The organism is Bradyrhizobium sp. 164, from assembly GCF_023073715.1.
Taxonomy (GTDB): Bacteria; Pseudomonadota; Alphaproteobacteria; order Rhizobiales; family Xanthobacteraceae; genus Bradyrhizobium.
Genome location: NZ_JADPKA010000026.1, coordinates 296,659 through 314,359, shown reverse-complemented (window position 1 = coordinate 314,359; position 17,701 = coordinate 296,659). Strand labels below are relative to the sequence as shown.

Below are 17,701 nucleotides of genomic sequence, written 5' to 3'. Positions count from 1 at the left end.
GCGTCAATTACCCGACGCTCATCGTGTGATTGCGCTCCGTAAGATTCTCCCGATTTTCACCGTTTTGACCTCTTACTCAAAGATTTCGATTGCAATCCGGTCCGCCCTCAGGCCAAAGTTCCGAGAATACGTCGGAAGAAGGCGAGTTCCTGGTGGACGATACCAACCGAGAACTGCAAGCGCTCGACTTAATTCCGTTGCAGACTTGGCGGAGCCGCGCCGACGGCTTCACGGAATATCTCAACAAGCGTTGGCTCGACTACACTGGCATGACATTGGATCAGGCGCTCGGCTGGCAATGGTTAGCCGCGATCCACCCTGACGACCTGCCGGCGTTGTCCGATACATGGGAAAAGGTCCTCGCGTCCGGGAAACCCGGCGAAGCCGAGGCGCGCATGCGCCGCTTCGACGGCGTGTATCGCTGGTTCCTGTTTCGCGCAGAACCCTTTCAAGACGAAAGCGGAGCCGTCGCTGCTTGGTATGGGACAAATACCGACATCGAGGATCGCAAACACGCAGAACAAAAACTGCGGGACAGCGAACTTAACCTGCGCCAGCTGACCGAAACCATTCCAGAAATGCTTTGGAGCGCTACTTCGGACGGAGCGATCGATTACTGCAATACTCGCCTGCTCGATTACACTGGCTTCTCGGCTGAAGCAGTCAAAGGCGATAACTGGATAAAGCTTCTTCATCCAGACGATATAAATCGCGCAGCCCAAGTGTGGCTCTCCTGTGTCACGACCGGAGCACCGTACCGAGTTGAGGTTCGCACCATACACGCTGCCGACCGTACCTATCGATGGTGCGTAACGAACGCGCTCCCATTGCTCGATGAACAGGGGCGGATTCTAAAGTGGCATGGCACAGTTGTGGACATGCACGATTGGAAGCAAGCGCAAGAAGATCTACGCAATACGCAGGCGGAACTCGCTCACATGACGCGCGAAATGACGATGGGGGAACTCGCAGCGTCGATTGCGCACGAAATCAACCAACCGCTTGCCTCGATTGTAACGAACGGCGAAACCGGCTTGCGCTGGCTGGCTCGACCCGCGCCAGATGTCGCGAAGGTCCAGGATCTCACTAAGCGCATGGTCGCCGATGCGCGACGAGCGTCCGAAATCATCGACCGAATACGCTCGATTGTTACGGGGCGAAAGGCTCAGCTGATTCGACTATCGCTCGAAGACGTTATTGAAGAATCGATGGTCTTTCTGAAACAGGAATTCCAATCTAGAGGCATCTCCGTTTCTCTCGATCTAGCAACGGAGCTTCCCCACATCGTTGGCGACCGTACCCAGCTTCAACAGGTAATCGTGAATCTAGCCGTCAACGCGATGCAGGCGATGGCAGACCCTGGTCGCCGCAACATCCATATTCGAACCACGCTGTCGGACCCTGAAACGGTGTGCTGCGCCATCGAAGATAGCGGCGCGGGAGTAGACTCCGCTGCTTTCCCCCATCTTTTTGATAGCTTCTTTACGACGAAAGAGGCTGGAATGGGAATGGGTTTGCCCATCTCCCGTTCGATCATTGAAGCACATGGTGGTCGGATTCGAGTGGAAAACAACTCTACACTCGGCGGAGCCCGCTTCAGCTTCGACTTGCCAGCGAACCGTAGGGGTTAATCGCGGAAGGGGCGCAATCACGCTGCTCGCGACGACAGGCGGTCAATACGGCGGAGCTTTGCGTTGTCGCTGCATCTTTGCCGCTTCGATCCACCACATCAGATCGTCGGCAAAGCGGGGAAACGCCCTTTCGAGGGCCTCGCCGCCGCCACCGGTTGGCGCGCCATTAGCGTCAAGGGTCTGTGCAATGGGGCCGACGGAAATCGTGCCTGAAACCACCACCATCCCCATCTCGGAAAGTGTGCCGTGCCAGGCCGTTGCGGCCCGTGCTCCGGAAAAACGTCCCGCCGAATAGCTCGCGATCGCAGCGGGGCGCCAGAACCATTCCTCCAGAAAATGATCCGTCAGGTTCTTCAGCCCGGGCTGCATACCCCAATTATATTCGCCGGTGACGAACACGAAGCCGTCGGCATCGCGAATCTTGCCGGCCAGGAGCTGAAGCTGCTCGGGAGCTTTTCCCGGCGGATACTCCTTGTACATTCTGTCGAGCATCGGCAGGTTGACCGCCTTGGCGTCGATCAGTTCGACGGCATCGTCCCGGCGTCGCAACCGCTCAACCAGGAATTCGGCGAGGCGGATGCCCATCCGGTCGGAACGATAGGAGCCGTAAAAAACCAGGATTCGATTGCTCATTGCGGCCCCCTTCGTTGTCAACACTCAACTTAGGCGGCCGCGACCAACCGCAGCAGATGTGGAAAACACCGCGTCAAGATCGCAATGGTTCGCCGGCCTGCTCGCGGACAATGTACTCAGCGTACCAGTCCGGCCAATTCTCGTCATGCCCGCCTGTTCGTTTCTCATGCTCGCCATGCGCGGCCGCGGCGCGCCGCAGGGTGGCAGCGAGGTCTGCTGCCGAAGCAAAGGCCGTGTTACCCTCGACACGACCGGGAAGCCGTGCGGTAATTTCCTGGAGCAACCAACCATTGCCGTCCGGATCGCTGAACGAGGCCAGCGAGAAATAGCTGCGGCGTTCGGGGTCCGGGCCACTAAGACGGACACTCCCGAACAAATGCGGCTCGTCGGCTCCGTTGTGTACGTCACGACCGCCGTGAAACGGCCCGCTGACCTTCACGCCGCGGCTGACCAGGTCCTTGCACGCAGCATCGATGTCCGAGACGATCAAATACAGTCCCTTGGCGGAACCGGGCGCCGCGGCGGTGATATTCGTGCCGAAGATGACCGAAGCTCCGGATCCGGGCGGCGTGAACTGAATCACGCGATAGCCGTCATCAGAGGCGAAATCGGCGTCGAGCCTCCAACCCAGGCTGCTGTAGAACTGTTTCGCGCGATCGACGTTTGAGATGGGGAGGACTACGATCTCGAGCTTCATGTCGAGCGTCCGCGCTTGAGCAGGATTCATCATGGTTATCTCCCTGATGCTGGTCACAGTTCAACTACACGTGAACACAGAATCTCTAGCTGGCCACTCATACATTGATATGACCCGCTTCTTCCGAAGGTCGAATGGAAAAGCGCACTTAACATCAGCACCGTAGAGGGACTTTATTGGGCCATTCGAGATGAAATGAAGTGCGGTCGGTGGCTCATAAGGACGCAGCCAACGCTTGCGCCAGAGGTGGCTTGCAGCGAGCCTTACCGGGATTCACCTCCAGGTTTCGGTGATCATCGTTGGGAAACGTGATGGGACGCTTGCTTTCAGTCAATGTCGGCCTGCCCCGCGACATCACTTGGCAAGGCAAGACCGTCCATACCGGCATCTGGAAGGCGCCGGTCACGGGGCCGCGCATGGTGCGCCGGCTCAACATCGACGGCGACGGACAAGGCGACCTGAATGGCCACGGCGGCGAGCGCCGGGCGGTATTTGTCTATCAGATGGATTCCTATCGCTACTGGCAGAGCCATCTGGGACGAAACGACTTCATTTATGGGCAGTTCGGCGAGAATTTTTCCGTCGATGGCCTGTCGGATGCCGAGGTGTGCATTGGAGACCGCTACCGGATCGGCGGCGCCCTGTTCGAGGTGACGCAACCGCGCGTTACCTGTTACCGGCTGGGCATCCGCATGAACGAGCCGGAAATGGCCGCGCTGGTGGTCAAGCACGGCAGACCCGGGTTCTACTTTCGTGTGCTGGAGGAAGGCGAAGTGGCGGCCGGCGACGAGATCACGCAGGTCGCCTCCGGACCTGAGCGCATGAGCGTGTCCGAAATTGATGCGCTGCTTTACAAACCGGGCCATCCCCGCGATCAGCTGGAGCGCGCGCTACGCATCCCGGTGCTGAGCGTTGGCTGGCGTCGTTCCCTCGAGGCGTTGCTCACCCAGCAGCGCAACGGCGGCGCGACGACAGGAAATGCCGGGCTCGGTGTCGTGTCCGGCCCGCCACCGGCGTGGCGAGGATTCCGTCCGCTTCGCGTCTCGCGCAAAGTGCAAGAGAGCGGGAGCGTGACTTCGCTGCTGCTCGAACCTACGGACGGAGAACCTGTCGCAGCACCCCTCCCCGGACAGTTTGTCGTGCTGCGGCTTGAGCCGGAATCAGCGCTTGCGCTGATGCGCAGCTATTCGCTGTCGGGAGCGCCCGGCGCCACGACCTATCGCGTGAGCGTCAAGCGGGAAGCCCATGGCGCCGCGAGCGCCTACATTGATGACCGCCTGCAAGTTGGCGACATCGTGCAGGCAAGTGCGGCGCGAGGGGATTTCACACTGCGGCCGGGCGACGCGCCGGTGGTGCTGTTGAGTGCCGGGATCGGCGTGACGCCGGTGCTCGCGATGCTCCATGCGCTGGCGGCCGAAGGCTCAGCGCGGGAAATCTGGTGGCTTTACGGAACCCGTAACGGCCGCGAACATCCGTTTGCCGAGGAAACGCGCGGACTGCTCAATACACTTTCCCACCACCACAGCTATGTTTGCTACAGCTCGCCCGATCCCGAGGATCGGGCCGATGTCGATTTCGATGCGGTTGGGCACCTGAGTGTGCGGGTGCTTGGTGAACTCAACCTGCCGCGCAATGGCGATTTCTACATCTGCGGACCGTCGAGCTTCATGAGCGATCTGACTGCCGGACTCGAAGAGTTGGGCGTCACGTCAGATCGCATCCACACCGAGACGTTCGGCGCCGGACCGTCCATTACCCCAGGTATTGCAGCTGAGCCGCGTCGGCCGCCGCATTTGCCGGCAGGCGCTCCCGGCTCAGGACCGATGGTTTCGTTTGCCCGCAGCGCTCTCAATGTCCGCTGGGGCCCATCGTTCCCCAACTTGCTCGAGCTGGCCGAGGCGTGCGACGTACCTGTGCGGTATGCGTGTCGAACCGGGGTTTGCCATACCTGCGAGAGCGGACTTGTGGCAGGGAAAATAGGCTACCGCCCGGACCCGGTCGACGCCCCAGCGGACGGCATTGTGCTGATCTGCTGCGCGCAGCCCGAGGGCGACGTCGTGATCGACTTGTAACGGCATCCGTCCTGCACGCTTACGCTTTCCAGACGATGGAGGACTTCAGATGCGATCCGACATAGTGCCCGGAGCCATTTTCCCCGACTACGAACTCAGCGATCACACCGCAAAACATCGAAAGCTCTCCGAGCTACAGGGACAGGACCCCATGGTGCTCGTCCTTAGCCGCGGCGCCTTCTGCCCGAAGGACCGCCGTCAGGCCGAAGGTTTGCTGCAACTTCATCGTGAGATGGAGGTCGGCTATTGTCGGCTGGTGACGATCAGCACCGATAACATTACCCAGACCAACGAAAACCGCAGCGGAATAGGCGCACACTGGCCCTTTCTTTCCGATCCGCGGCGCATCGTTCAGAAGGATCTCGACATCGCCGAATACACAGATCCCGTCAACAATCCGATGATCCCGCATGTGATCGTGCTGGAGCCCGGCCTTGTTATTCACAGGATTTACAACGGCTACTGGTTCTTCGGGCGGCCCACGATCGAAGAGCTCCGTCAAGACCTGCGTGTCGTCAGCCAAAAATGCCGGCCCGACTGGGACATCACCACGCCCGAGCTTAAAGCCGCGTGGCAGCAAGGCCGCAAGGAATCCTTCTATCCATACGGCAAGACCTTTGCTCAAACTCTCGGCAAACAAGATTAGGAGCAGACGCTGTGTCCGCTCCACATCTCTCACCTGCGAACGAAACATGGAGGTTGCCATTCTTGTCCTCGCAGCTCCGCGCCACGCAATTCAGTTCACCGCGACCCGGGGAATAAATCCGGGTACGCCGGTCTTCACCACCGAGTTGAACCGGACATTCGTGGTGATGCGGTCCCGAATCTCCTGCATGGCGTCTTCAGGCAGGATCGAAATGTCAAAGTTCTCCCGGATGCGCTGCGGTTTGGTCGAGGTGGTCAGGAAAGCGGTGCCACGCTGGATGGCCCAGGCCAGCACCACTTGAGCCGGCGTCTTGTGCACACGCTGCGCGATCGCTGTAATCACAGGGTCAGCCAGTACGTTTGGCTCCATGGCATGTCCCACCGCCGCAAACGCTTGCAGTACGATCCCATGCTCGCGGCAGAAGTCGAGCAGTTCCCATTCGGGGAGATACGGATGCGATTCAACCTGAACGACCGACGGCTTGATCCGCGCAGCCAAAACAATCTCCCGCAGCTTGTCCAAGGTAATATCCGACAGGCCGATCGACCTGGCGTGCCCGTCGTCCACGAGGCGCTCCATCGCTTGCCATGTCTCCAGCAACGTAACGCCGGAATCGTAGATGACCCGACCCTGCTCGTCCCTCGGATCCTGCTCGTCGCCGGGTTTGAAGGCAAAGGGGGTATGGACGATGTAGCAATCGATATGGCCGACTTTCAGTCGTCGACGGCTGCCGTCAAAGGCAGGTTTGACCCGTTCCAGACGATGATTGGTGTTCCATAGCTTGGTGGTAACGAACACGTCCTCGCGCCGGACAATCCCCGCTTTGAACACTTCCTGCATCGCCTCGCCAACCGCTTCTTCATTACGGTAGCGTTCCGCGCAATCGAAATGTCGAAATCCGGCTTCCAATGCCGTCTTGGTAGCCTGGCTGGTCACGAGCGGGTCAGGGATCAGGGTGCCAAACCCCGCAGCAGGCATCAAAACAGATCCATGGTTGAGGCGAATACTCGTATTGCGAAGCGTGTCGGGTGTGGTCATCGGAGTACTCCTTCATTTGACGCTAATTGGCTGGCCGGGCTTGTGGAGAAACAGGACGAGCGGACTGACGATCAGCATGGCGAACATCAGGATCTTGAACTGGTCGATGACGGCGACGACGGCTGCCTGCTGGGTGATCATGCCGTTGAGCGCGGCGAGGCTCGGTTTGGCGATCAAGCCCGCGACATGAGCGGCGGGGCGAAAGGGTGTTAGGTTCTTGGCGAGCGCCAGGTGCATGGCCTGGGTGTTGCTGTAGAAGAACATCTGGACCACCGCGATGCCGATCGTGCTTCCATAGACGCGCGACAGGATCAACAGGGATGTGCCTTCGGGGCGGAATTTCGGATCGAGCGTGCTGAACGCCGCCTTGCCGAGCGACGGAAGCAAAACGCCGAGACCAGTCCCCTGAAGCAGGGTCGCTGCGACCACCAGCCACCGATCCATCGCCGGCGAATAACCGAGCATCAGCGAATTGGCATAGACCACCGCCGCCATGCCGCCGAATATGAACAGCCGGTTGTCGATTCGTGCCGGAGCGAAGCCCATCAGCGCCACCGCCCCCACGAGCGTGACACCGCGTGCGAGGGTCATGTAGCCGGTGGTATCAACCGGATAATCGAGCAACTCCTCCAGCATCGGCGAAGTCAACGCCAGGGTCGGCAGCAGGACGAAGCCGACGGCGAAGAACATCACCGTTGAAAGAATGAAATTGCGGTCCTTGAACAGCGCCTTGTTGAGAAAATGCACGTCCCTCGTCATGACGTGCACGATGAAAAGATAGAATCCCAGCACCGAGGCGGCCGCTTCGGCCCAGATTTCCGCCGAGGCGAACCATTCCGCGCGTTCGCCGCGGTCCAACAGCATCTGCAGGCCGATCATGCCCACCGAGAAGCTCGCCAGGCCGAAGAAATCGAACGGCGGGTTCTGCTCCGCTCTCTTTTCGGGGAGGAACAGCGCCACTGTCAGGGAGATGAAAGCCGCCATCGGCAGGCTGAAATAGAAGATCGAGCGCCAGCCGTGATATTCGCTGAGCCAGCCGCCGATGCTCGCCCCGCTGCTGATACCGAGCACGATGCACACCGACCACGCCAAGGTGATCCGGGCATGACGCGGCTGCGGCAGCACATCCAGCAGGGTCGCCAGCGACAAAGGCGCCAGCGTGCCGCTCGCGGCTCCCTGGACGATCCGGGCAAACACGAACTGGAGGGACGTCGTCGCCAGCGTGTTGAGGATCAAGCCGACCACGAAGACGGCGAGAGCCACCTGATAGACCGTCTTGCGGCCATAGCGCCCTGCGAGCCAGCGCGCCATTGGCATGACGGTGGCGCCCGCCGCCATATAGGCGGTAAACACCCAGCCGACCTCGTCGTTGGCCATCGACAGCGTGCCCTGGATATGTGGCAGGGCCGCATTCGGGAGCGAGATGTTCACCGCTTCCATGTAGGTCGCCATCAGCGCCGCCGCGGTGACTACACGATGGCCGTCGGCTGCAGCGGTCAATGGGAGTGCGGCACTCATTTGACCTCCGTCGCGAGCGCGGGTTGCAGCAGATGGAGCCAAGTCCGGCGATAGCCGGTGTCGACTCGCGCCGTCACACTGATGCCCGAGAACAACGGTCGACTCGGATCGACCTCATCAAGCTCGAGACGCACCGGCAGGCGCTGGACGACCTTGACCCAATTGCCGGTCGCATTCTCGGGCGGCAGCACCGAGAAATCCGATCCGGTGCCCGGACTCATACTCACGATGTGGGCCTTGAACGTACGATCCGGATAAGCATCGACGTCGATCGTCGCTTCCTGACCTGGACGCATGTGAGTCAGGCCCGTTTCGCGGAAATTCGCCTCGATCCAGATGCGTCGGCTCGACAGCAGCGAGAACACGGGCGCTCCCGCATTGACGAAACCGCCGACCTGCAAATCGTCGACCTTCGTTACGATGCCGTCGTCAGGCGCCCTCACCGTCGCATAGGAGAGATCGAGCCGGGCGCGGTCAAGCTGAGCCCTGGCTGCGCGAACCGTCGGGTGGCGGTCGATCTCGATGTCCGGATCGCCGTTCAACGCAACAACGGTGCTGGCGATCTGCTGTTCGATCGATGCGATGTGCTGACGGGCGACCTTGAGATTCGTCTCGGCTCGCTCGTAGACCGCGCGCGGGGTGAAATCGGAGGCGACCAACGCTTTCTTGCGGTCATACTCGCGCTCGTCGAAAGCCGCCGAATCCCTGGCCGACTGTAGTTCGGCCTGTTGTTGGCGATAGGTGGCTTTCAGCGCCTCGATTTGCAGGCGCGCGCTGCCGAGATGCGCATCGGCTTGATCGACCGCAATCTGGTAGGCCTCTGGATCAATCCGGAACAGGACCTGGCCCTGCCGAACCCGCTGATTGTCCTCGACGGCGATTTCGACCGCCTGCCCGGCAACCCTGGCGTTGACGGTCACCTTCGCTGCGCGAACGAAGGCGTTGTCGGTGGAGACATAAGGCTCGGCAGCGAGATACACAGCGGCGCCGATGGCGGCCACCAGGATCGGCACCACCAGCATCAGCGGCCGGCGCAGCCGCTCCCTGACGCTCCTTGCGGGCACCTTGGCCACGCGGACGGGCGTGGCGCCGTCGATAACCCGATCGAATTGCGTCTCTGCGGCAGCGTGTCCCGGTGCCACAGAGCCAACGGCGATGTCCGAAATCTCCCGGAACTCCTTGCGGTCGCCCATCCCGCCGGCGACAGGCGCAAAACCCAGCGGCATCGAAAGCCCTCACTTCTATTTTTGTAACGTTTCCTACAAATACGGTACGGCAACGTCGCAATCAAGGGTCCCGCCTATTGAATTTTGTAACGATCAATATAAATAAAGGAACGAACAGGCATCGACCGGGATTTTTTCCGATATGGCACGAAAAAGCAGCGAAACCGGACCTGCCCGCCGCGGACGGCCGCGGGCCTATGACACAGAGGCCGCACTGAAGCGGGCAACGGAGACGTTCTGGAAGACCGGCTACTCCGGCACTTCGCTGGACAGCATCGCTACCGCGACTGGCATGAACCCGCCGAGCCTCTATGCGGCCTTCGGCAACAAGCACGCGCTCTATCTTGAGGCGCTCGCCCGTTATTGGGAGATCAGCCTGGCCGCCACGCGTGAGGCTCTCGCGCAGGACCGTCCCTTGGACGAGAGCCTGATGCTTGCCTTTGAGGCGGCGCTGTCGATCTATTTTTCAGGTAAGGGAAGCGCGCGCGGCTGCTTCGTGATCGGGACAGCGGTCGCCGAATCCGTCGACGATCCCGCGATCCGAAGGAGCGTCGCGGCGGGACTGCGGATGATTGACGCCGATTTTGAAGCCCGTTTCCGCACAGCACATGAGAGAGGCGAACTGAAGCCCGATGCGGATCCCGCTTCGCTTGCGGTCCTCGCATCGGCCACAATGCATGCCATCGCCATCCGCGCTCGGGCCGGCGTTCGCCGTGCCGAGTTGAGGGAGATTGCCCGGAAGGCAGTGAGTGTAATCTGCGGATGAAAGTCCGTGAGGCGACCGTTGTTGCAAGCAGCCCTCGCCCGCTGCGCGATGAGGATGGCTCGTACATTTGTCGTTCTTCCTCCGTTGAAGGCTGCGGCCATCCTGCGAGCCCCTGGCGTGCGCGGCTATAGAACCCTCGACGGAAGCCGGTCATATCAAGGTATGAACGCCGCCGCCCGAGATTGATCCGAGGGCATCAGCCAAGCGCCGACACCAGGCACGTGGCACCTTAGGGGTCACGTATCAGGCGAAGCTGTTTCGTCTTCGAAAGGCGAGAAGGGCAACGCCCAGAAATACGATGACCGCCGCGGCTGCCATGCCCCCGCGAGCGACCATGAGCAGTGGAGAAGAAGGGCCGCCCCGCCGCGCCTCGGCGACTTGTTGTTCAGTGACGGCGGTATCGGCTGCTCCATAATGGGTGAGCACGTAATTGCCCAGCGCCGCAATGTCGCGATCGCTGAGTGCATTGATATCGGTCGTGCGACCGCCGAAGCCGGGCATGAAGGCCTGTCTTCCCGACGTCGTCCGGTTCACGCCGTACAGGATGGCCGCAATGAGGTTAGTCGCGTTCTTCGCGCCAGTGGCAGAGTTCCAGAACAGGCTCGGATAGTAGCCGTCCCTGCTGCCCCGACCTTCAGCCGAATGGCAGGAGGTGCAATTACCTTGAAATAGCTCTGCACCACTCGGATCGGATTCGCTATCGGAACTGATGGCCGCGCGTCCGCGCAACTGTCCAAGCTCGGAGGACATCTTTCCGGCCGTGAAGCGGGAAGTGTCGGCGGCTGGGTCGGCGACGGCCGGAACGCTCTTTATATAGGCCGCGATGGCGTCGAGGTCCGCAGCCGCAAGGTGCTGGAAACTGTGTTCAACCGCTTCGCCCATGCTTCCGGCCGCCTGCGCCTTTCCGGATAGATGTCCCGTGCGCAGATACGTCACCAGATCTCCCTTGGTCCAGCTTCCAATGCCGCTTATCGGATCCGAAGTGATGTTCGGCGCGTACCAGGGACCGACCTGTGCGCCCGACAACGCACGGCTCGCCTCCTCCTGCATCAGAAAGCCGCGCGGCGTGTGACAGGTGCCGCAATGCGCGGCGCCCTGCACGAGATAGGCGCCACGATTCCATTCTGCCGATTGATGCGGATCCGGCGCGAAGGCTGCCGTGTCCAGGAACAGCAGGTTCCAGGCCATCATCGACGCGCGAATGTTCATCGGAAACGGCAGCTCGGTCGAGGGCCAGCGCTGTTCGACGGGCTTTACCGCCCGTGTGAAGTACAGGTAAAGCGCATGCGCATCATCTTCGGTGAACTTCGCATAGGACGTGTATGGCATTGCAGGATAGAGGCTGGCGCCATCCCGTCGAACTCCGCGACGGAGCGCCCGCGAAAATTCTTCCTCGCTGTAGTGGCCAATCCCGAAATCGGCCGACGGTGTAATGTTGGTCGAATAGATAGTGCCGAGCGGCGTCGAGATGGGCAGTCCGCCGGCGAACGGTTTGCCGCGTGGCGCCGTGTGGCAGGCACTGCAGTCAGCGGCAATTGCCAGATACTCCCCGCGCTTGACCGCAGCCGCCGTTTCACCTGGCGAATCAGCAGCCTGGCAAATGCCGGCCGCCGTAGTCACGGCGAAACAGATGAGCAGCGCGCTGAGGTGGTGACTGGAGTTGACCATGATCAGCCATGCCTGAGTTGATTGGTGATCGCGTCAGCCGCCTTCAGCGCCAGCGCCGTCATGGTGAGCGTGCTGTTCGAAGCCGTTGCGCTCGGCATCGCACCGCCACCAGGCAGGAACAGATTCGGATGATCGTGGGCGCGGCAGTCGGCGTCTACCACCGCTGTCGCCGGTTCGGCCCCCATGATGCAGCCGCCCATGATGTGGTCGCTGTTGAGAAACTCGGGCGACAGCTGGAATTTGGTGGCACCGAGTTCAGCCGCCAATTGCTGCAGTCGCGGCACGGTGTATTCCTTGGCGCTTTGGCGCACATAGTCGCCGACATCGTAATGGATATTGGGTTTGTTGATGCCGAGCCAATCCTTCTTGCTGGACAGCGTCAGACGGTTGTTTGCGGAAGGCAGTATCTCATGCTCCACGGTCAACCGCGCGGTACAAGCGGAAAGCCGCCGGATCTCTCTGTCCAGGGCCTTGCCTACCAGCCCTTTTTTCAGCGCGGCGGCTGCACCGAGGGGACTGCGAGCAAAATTTTCCATACGGAACATCGCGCCGGCGTGGCGGCCGCGGAAATCGCCTTGCGTGGTATTGAGAATGCTGCTGCTCTGAACCGGACCAACGCCTGTCCATAGTGGTTCGCTAAGCTCCAGCTCCGCTGTGAGCTTCGGCTGATCCATCATGTTGCGCCCAACCTGATCGGAGCTGTTCGCCACGCCGTTCGGATTGCGTTCGTTCTTTGACAGCAAGAGCAGTTTCGGCGTCTCGATGCCGTTGCAGGCAATCACGAACAGCCTAGCCGTGACTCTGTGCGAGCGCTTGTCCGGATCGAAATAGTGAACCGCTTGAATCGAATTCTTCTCGCCGGTCTCGATTCGATAGACGACGGCGTTAGCCAAAATCTTGCCGCCTTTGGCCTCGATCTTCGGCAACGCCGTCGCCGCATCGTATTTGGCGGCGATCGGGCATACCGGAAAACAATTATTGTTGCCGCAACACGCCGGCCGGCCGTCATAGGACACGCCGCTGTTGCGCGCCTGGGGCGCCGGCAAGTTGATCATCCCGATTCTCGCGGCGGCCTCGGTGAAGCGATGCTCACCGGGACCGAAGGGAATTGGCCCCATGGGATAGGGTTTTGAACGCTTTCTATTCGGCGGCCATTGCAGTGCGGGATCCGATGGACCGCTCACGCCGATCGCATATTCCGCGCGCGTGTAGTAGGGCTCCATAATTTCGTGGCTGAATGGCCAGTCCCGGCCGACCCCATAAAGGCTTTTCAGGCGCATGTCCTCGGGCGTCAAGCGCCAGCAGATTCCGGCCCAGTGCCAGGTCGCCCCTCCCGCATAACGGACGTAACCCTGGAGATAGGCGCGCGCATTCCGTCCTTCCAGTTGAAGGTATTGCTCCTGCTCTTTGGCCGTGCGCGTCTCGAGATGCGGCGCCCACGGCTTCGGCGGATAAGGCGCATTCCAATGAAACAGCCGCAGGCTTGGCGGCAGGTTGCGGAAATTCTCGACGATACGCCAGCGATCGACCCGAGGACCGGCCTCGAGCATCAGTACGGACAGACCGGCGTCCAGGGCGTGTTGCGCGATCAGGCAACCGACCACCCCGGTTCCCACGACGACGACGTCTGCACTGTAATCGTTCGCCATCTGGATAATTCCTCTCTCGAGAGACCACCGCGTTCAGAATTCAGGCATGTTGCTCAGTGGGGGAGCCTCAACCGCCCATCCGTTCGGCCCGGAGATCGCGTAGGAGGGAATGGTCATCACGTCCCGCGTCGGCTGGAACATCAGCGCATACTCATAGGCGAACACCTCGGCATCGGGCGCGTCGGTGACGACGCCGAGATACCAGGCGGAAATGATCGAGAGCGCGGTCTCTTTCAGCGGACCGTCCGGCACATCGGCGAAGAAGTCCTCGACGACCCGCGCGTTCTTCTCTCGCGCGATGGAAAGAAGCCCGTCGATTTGTAGCGCCAGCGATGGATTCAACGCGCTCATCGCGGCGCCCATGCGCTTCCCGACCTCCGCGTTGAGGCGATGCGGAACCAACAGCGACGAAATTTCCATGAAGCGCGCCGCAGATTCAGCGGACCACGAGGCCGCCGCCGCAATAGCTGGCAGCGTTGCGAGCGCGGCAATCCCGCCGATTACGAGCCCGCCGACCAACACTTCGCGGCGCGCGAGTTTGAATGCCGTAGGAGAATCGTCGCGGTACCGGCCGGGCATATACGTATCCCTCGCTATCAAACTGTCCCCACCACATCGTGCAAGCGACCGGCATGCTCGGCCATACAACCCTCGGCGAAAGCCGATCATATCAAGGTATGAGTGATCATCATGAGGCGACGACTGGCGCTATCGATACCGGCGCCCCACCTGCAAGGACGGCGTCGAACTAAATGAATTCGCTACTGTCGCGGTGGACGGTTAAAATGATGACGAGGGCGAGCATATGCTGAACGTACGGAAAGAAACTGACAGTCTCGGCGTGGTGGAGGTGGCAGGCGATAGCCTTTGGGGTGCGCAGACTCAGCGATCGCTCGAACATTTCAGCATCGGGCAGGATTTGATCCCGCGCGAAATGATCGTGGGCTACGCGATCCTGAAGAAAGCCGCGGCTACCGCCAATCGAGCCGATAAGCGGCTCGACGATGATCGTTACAGGTTAATCAACCAGGCCTGTGATGAGATTTTGGCTGGCCAGCATCACGACATGTTCCCATTGCACGTATGGATGACGGGCAGCGGCACTCAGTTCAATATGAACGTCAACGAAGTGATCTCCAATCGTTGTTGCCAGCTGGCCGGAACGCCACTTGGCAGTAAAACGCCGGTGCATCCGAACGATCACGTCAACATGGCGCAATCGTCGAACGATACGTTCCCGTCGACGATGTATATCGCTGCGGCGATTAACGTTAAGCAGCGCCTGATACCGGCAGTTTCGGATTTGCACAGGGCGGTAAGCGTGAAGGCCGACTTGTGGCGCGATATAATCAAGATCGGGCGAACTCATATGCAGGACGCAACACCGATAACATTGGGTCAGGAATGGTCCGGCTATGCCGGGTGTTTATCTGACAACCTCGAACGCGTCGAAGCTGCCTTGCATGGCGTATATCAGCTCGCACTGGGAGGCACCGCCGTGGGGACCGGCATCAATTCGGCGCCAGGTTTCGCCGAAGCCGCTGCCGCCGAGATCGCGCGGCTCACGGATTTGCCATTTGTGACCGCGCCCAACAAATTCACGGTCCAAGGCGCTCACGACGCCCTTGTTCAGTTGTCCGGAACGCTTCGTACCCTAGCGGTGTCCCTCTACAAAATTGCAAACGATATTCGCTTGATGTCATGCGGACCTCGCGCCGGCCTCGCCGAGTTGTCGATCCCGGAAAACGAGCCTGGTTCGTCAATCATGCCCGGGAAGGTAAATCCAACCCAGTGTGAAGCGCTGACCATGATCGCGGTGCAAGTGATGGCAAATGACGTGGCAGTGGGCTTTGGTGGCGCGGGAGGCTATCTTGAGATGAACGTTTACAAGCCTCTTATGATTTACAATATCGCACATTCCATCACGCTTATAACAGACGGATGCATCAATTTTCGAAAGTTCCTGGTGGAAGGGACCAAGCCGAATCTCAATAAAATCAATGAATACCTGGAGCGATCCTTGATGCTCGTGACGGCGTTGGCACCGGTGATCGGATATGACAAGGCATCAAAAATTGCGCATTTCGCGATAGACAATGATCTCACGCTTAGAGACGCGGCATTGACACTGGGCTTCGTCACCGATTCCCAGTTCGATCGGATAGTCGATCCCGTGAAAATGGTGAGGCCTTATGTAGCGCACGACGGCTCTACCACACAAAGAGCGTGATCCTTTGCATCTCGATTCCTTGCTCGCGGCCGGGATAACATTCAGACACTGGATATCAATCCGATGAACTCTAACGAGCGTTCTCAATTGGTGCTCTCACTGGCCGGGGTTCTCTACACCAACGGGCAGTCCACCGAGCAGGTTGTTACCGCTACCGAACGACTGGCCTCGGCGATCGGAGTTCGTGGGAGACTTCTGCCCCGCTGGGGTGAGCTAGTATTCCAGGCGGAGGATCAAGAAGGATCACTAATGCGAGGACTCGCTGCCCGCCCCGTGGGCGTTAATATGGATCGTGTGGCTGCTGCAATGCGGCTCGTAGACGCGGTTGAAGGTGGCCGGCTCGATGTCAATGCGCTGTCGGAGCACATCCCGGGCGTCTCCACACGATCATCGGTGCCGACTTGGATGTTCGCGTTAGCTGCTGCGACTGGAGCCGTCGCTCTGGCGGTGATATTCGGTATTCAGCACCTGCTTCCCGCCCTGTTGATATTCGGTAGTGCAACTGCCGGCGCTTTTCTGCGCCGCAGGCTGGCATCTTGTAGCGAAAGCGTATTCATCCAACCTTTCAGCGCGGCGTTGCTGGCCGGTCTCATTGGAGCATTAGCAATACGCGCTGGGATAAGCTCCTCACTACGCCTCGTTGTCGTCTGCCCCTGCATGATGCTGGTACCGGGCCCTCATTTTCTCAACGCGGCGCTCGATCTGATAAACGGACGCATCAGTCTCGGCGCTTCTCGTCTGATCTATGCATTTCTCGTCACCACGGCAATCTGTATAGGGCTGTTGGTCGGACTTATACTGCTAAATGCGTCGCTGCCAATTGATCCAGGCAGCAGGGCGGTTTCCCTTTGGGAGGACATGATCGCCGCGGGTGTGGTGGTCGTCTGTTACGGAGTATTGTTCTCGATGCCATCGAGCATGCTGATCTGGCCGGTCACGGTCGGAATGGTAGCTCATGGGTTGCGATGGCTGGTATTGTCGGTTTTCGCAGCAACCCCGGCTATTGGGGCGCTGGTCGCGGGCCTCGCTGTTGGAGCAGTGCTTACCCCGGTCTCACGGCAGTGGCACATGCCGTTTGCGGCTATTGGCTTCGCGGCCGTGGTCTCGATGGTCCCCGGTGTCTATCTCTTCAGAATGGCGAGCGGCCTCCTCCAAATTGCGGACAGCACGCAAACGAGACCAGAACTTCTCAGCGCCACGATAGAAGACGGCATCACTGCTACGGCAACCATATTAATGTTGTGTCTTGGTCTCGTCATCCCAAAGCTGACGATAGACCACTTTGCGGATCGTCGAGCACTTAGAGGAACGACCTAGATCCTTGCGCTGCCGTTGTGCCAGCATCCCCAAGTCGCTTTCCAATAGACCTGCCGTGAGGCTAGGGATGGTCGCGAAACGATAGCCGGAAAGCATAGGTGGGAGATGCATGATCGAACGGTGCGAGTGGCGCTGGAGCGCCATTGGGAGGCTTCGGACGCAGGCCATTTCAAGGTCGAACATGAAATCTACCACGAGGACGCCGTGCTTCATTATCCGCAATCCGGCGAACGGATCCGCGGCCGGCACAACATTCAAGAGAGCCGCTTCGTCCAGCCAAGCAAGAAGCGGTTTACGGTCCGGCGAATGATCGGCAGTGGCGATCTCTGGGTCACTGAACTCGTACTTAGCTATGACGGGGTCCCATCCTACGCGGTGAGTATCATGGAATTCCGCGACGGACTGGTGACCCATGAAACGCAATATTTCGCCGATCGGTTTGACCCGGCGCCCTCACGAGCGCATCTCGTTGAGCGAGTCACGACCGCGAATTCTTAGGGCCGGCAAGGCGGAAAACTGGAGCAGGGGTACCGATCTACTAGAGCGCCCACTGGCCTCGCCCCCGCTATTCGAAGGCAATGTCGGACTCATTGTCCGCTCGAATGTGCCC

15 protein-coding genes are annotated in these 17,701 nt (G+C 60.0%); 7 read left to right on the top strand and 8 right to left on the bottom strand.

What is annotated here, in order from left to right; all coding sequences use genetic code 11:
* Positions 1–152: 152 nt before the first annotated feature.
* The gene (locus tag IVB01_RS09475; RefSeq protein WP_247494439.1) at positions 153–1,631 is read left to right on the top strand and encodes a PAS domain-containing sensor histidine kinase; all 1,479 of its coding nucleotides are present in this window, start codon (positions 153–155) and stop codon (positions 1,629–1,631) included.
* Positions 1,632–1,673: 42 nt separating this feature from the next.
* On the opposite strand, the gene IVB01_RS09470 is transcribed toward IVB01_RS09475, so the two are convergent.
* Positions 1,674–2,264, bottom strand: coding sequence for an NADPH-dependent FMN reductase (locus tag IVB01_RS09470; RefSeq protein WP_247494438.1), 591 nt, complete (start codon positions 2,262–2,264; stop codon positions 1,674–1,676).
* A gap of 73 nt (positions 2,265–2,337) precedes the next feature.
* Positions 2,338–2,994, bottom strand: a complete 657-nt coding sequence (locus IVB01_RS09465) for a VOC family protein (protein ID WP_247494437.1) — start codon at positions 2,992–2,994, stop codon at positions 2,338–2,340.
* A 278-nt stretch (positions 2,995–3,272) separates the two neighbouring features.
* Between IVB01_RS09465 and IVB01_RS09460 the strand changes: the two genes are divergently transcribed.
* Positions 3,273–5,033, top strand: coding sequence for an MOSC and FAD-binding oxidoreductase domain-containing protein (locus tag IVB01_RS09460; protein ID WP_247494436.1), 1,761 nt, complete (start codon positions 3,273–3,275; stop codon positions 5,031–5,033).
* A 49-nt stretch (positions 5,034–5,082) separates the two neighbouring features.
* The gene (locus tag IVB01_RS09455; RefSeq protein WP_247494435.1) at positions 5,083–5,679 is read left to right on the top strand and encodes a redoxin domain-containing protein; all 597 of its coding nucleotides are present in this window, start codon (positions 5,083–5,085) and stop codon (positions 5,677–5,679) included.
* 90 nt (positions 5,680–5,769) lie between these two features.
* Here IVB01_RS09455 and IVB01_RS09450 read toward each other — a convergent pair whose 3' ends face one another.
* From IVB01_RS09450 to IVB01_RS09440, 3 genes are read right to left on the bottom strand one after another with little or no spacing between them, the layout of a single operon-like run.
* Positions 5,770–6,717 carry an aldo/keto reductase gene (locus tag IVB01_RS09450; protein ID WP_247494434.1) on the bottom strand — a complete coding sequence of 316 codons (948 nt, stop codon included), beginning with the start codon at positions 6,715–6,717 and terminating at the stop codon, positions 5,770–5,772.
* Positions 6,718–6,729: 12 nt separating this feature from the next.
* Entirely contained in the window at positions 6,730–8,235 is a 1,506-nt protein-coding gene (locus IVB01_RS09445; protein ID WP_247494433.1) for an MFS transporter, read from the bottom strand.
* On the bottom strand, positions 8,232–9,461 hold the full coding sequence (locus IVB01_RS09440) for an HlyD family secretion protein (protein ID WP_247494432.1): 1,230 nt from the start codon (positions 9,459–9,461) through the stop codon (positions 8,232–8,234). The genes IVB01_RS09445 and IVB01_RS09440 overlap by 4 nt, the downstream gene beginning before the upstream one ends.
* A gap of 142 nt (positions 9,462–9,603) precedes the next feature.
* Here IVB01_RS09440 and IVB01_RS09435 point away from each other — a divergent pair, with 142 nt between their 5' ends.
* On the top strand, positions 9,604–10,227 hold the full coding sequence (locus tag IVB01_RS09435) for a TetR/AcrR family transcriptional regulator (protein ID WP_247494431.1): 624 nt from the start codon (positions 9,604–9,606) through the stop codon (positions 10,225–10,227).
* Positions 10,228–10,470: 243 nt separating this feature from the next.
* On the opposite strand, the gene IVB01_RS09430 is transcribed toward IVB01_RS09435, so the two are convergent.
* From IVB01_RS09430 to IVB01_RS09420, 3 genes are read right to left on the bottom strand one after another with little or no spacing between them, the layout of a single operon-like run.
* Positions 10,471–11,895 carry a cytochrome c gene (locus IVB01_RS09430; protein ID WP_247494430.1) on the bottom strand — a complete coding sequence of 475 codons (1,425 nt, stop codon included), beginning with the start codon at positions 11,893–11,895 and terminating at the stop codon, positions 10,471–10,473.
* Between the two features lie 2 nt (positions 11,896–11,897).
* A complete protein-coding gene (locus IVB01_RS09425; RefSeq protein WP_247494429.1) occupies positions 11,898–13,544 on the bottom strand; it encodes a GMC family oxidoreductase in 1,647 nt (548 codons plus the stop codon).
* Positions 13,545–13,577: 33 nt separating this feature from the next.
* Positions 13,578–14,213, bottom strand: coding sequence for a sorbitol dehydrogenase family protein (locus tag IVB01_RS09420; RefSeq protein ID WP_247494428.1), 636 nt, complete (start codon positions 14,211–14,213; stop codon positions 13,578–13,580).
* A gap of 136 nt (positions 14,214–14,349) precedes the next feature.
* On the opposite strand from IVB01_RS09420, the gene fumC reads away from it, so the two are divergent.
* The 3 genes from fumC to IVB01_RS09405 all read left to right on the top strand — a co-directional run bounded on the left by fumC (position 14,350) and on the right by IVB01_RS09405 (position 17,589).
* The gene (gene fumC / locus IVB01_RS09415) at positions 14,350–15,774 is read left to right on the top strand and encodes a class II fumarate hydratase (protein WP_247494427.1); all 1,425 of its coding nucleotides are present in this window, start codon (positions 14,350–14,352) and stop codon (positions 15,772–15,774) included.
* Between the two features lie 63 nt (positions 15,775–15,837).
* Positions 15,838–17,091 (top strand): threonine/serine exporter family protein, encoded by a 1,254-nt coding sequence (locus tag IVB01_RS09410; protein WP_247494426.1) that lies wholly within the window; start codon positions 15,838–15,840, stop codon positions 17,089–17,091.
* 105 nt (positions 17,092–17,196) lie between these two features.
* Positions 17,197–17,589, top strand: coding sequence for a nuclear transport factor 2 family protein (locus IVB01_RS09405; RefSeq protein WP_247494425.1), 393 nt, complete (start codon positions 17,197–17,199; stop codon positions 17,587–17,589).
* Positions 17,590–17,701 lie beyond the last annotated feature (112 nt).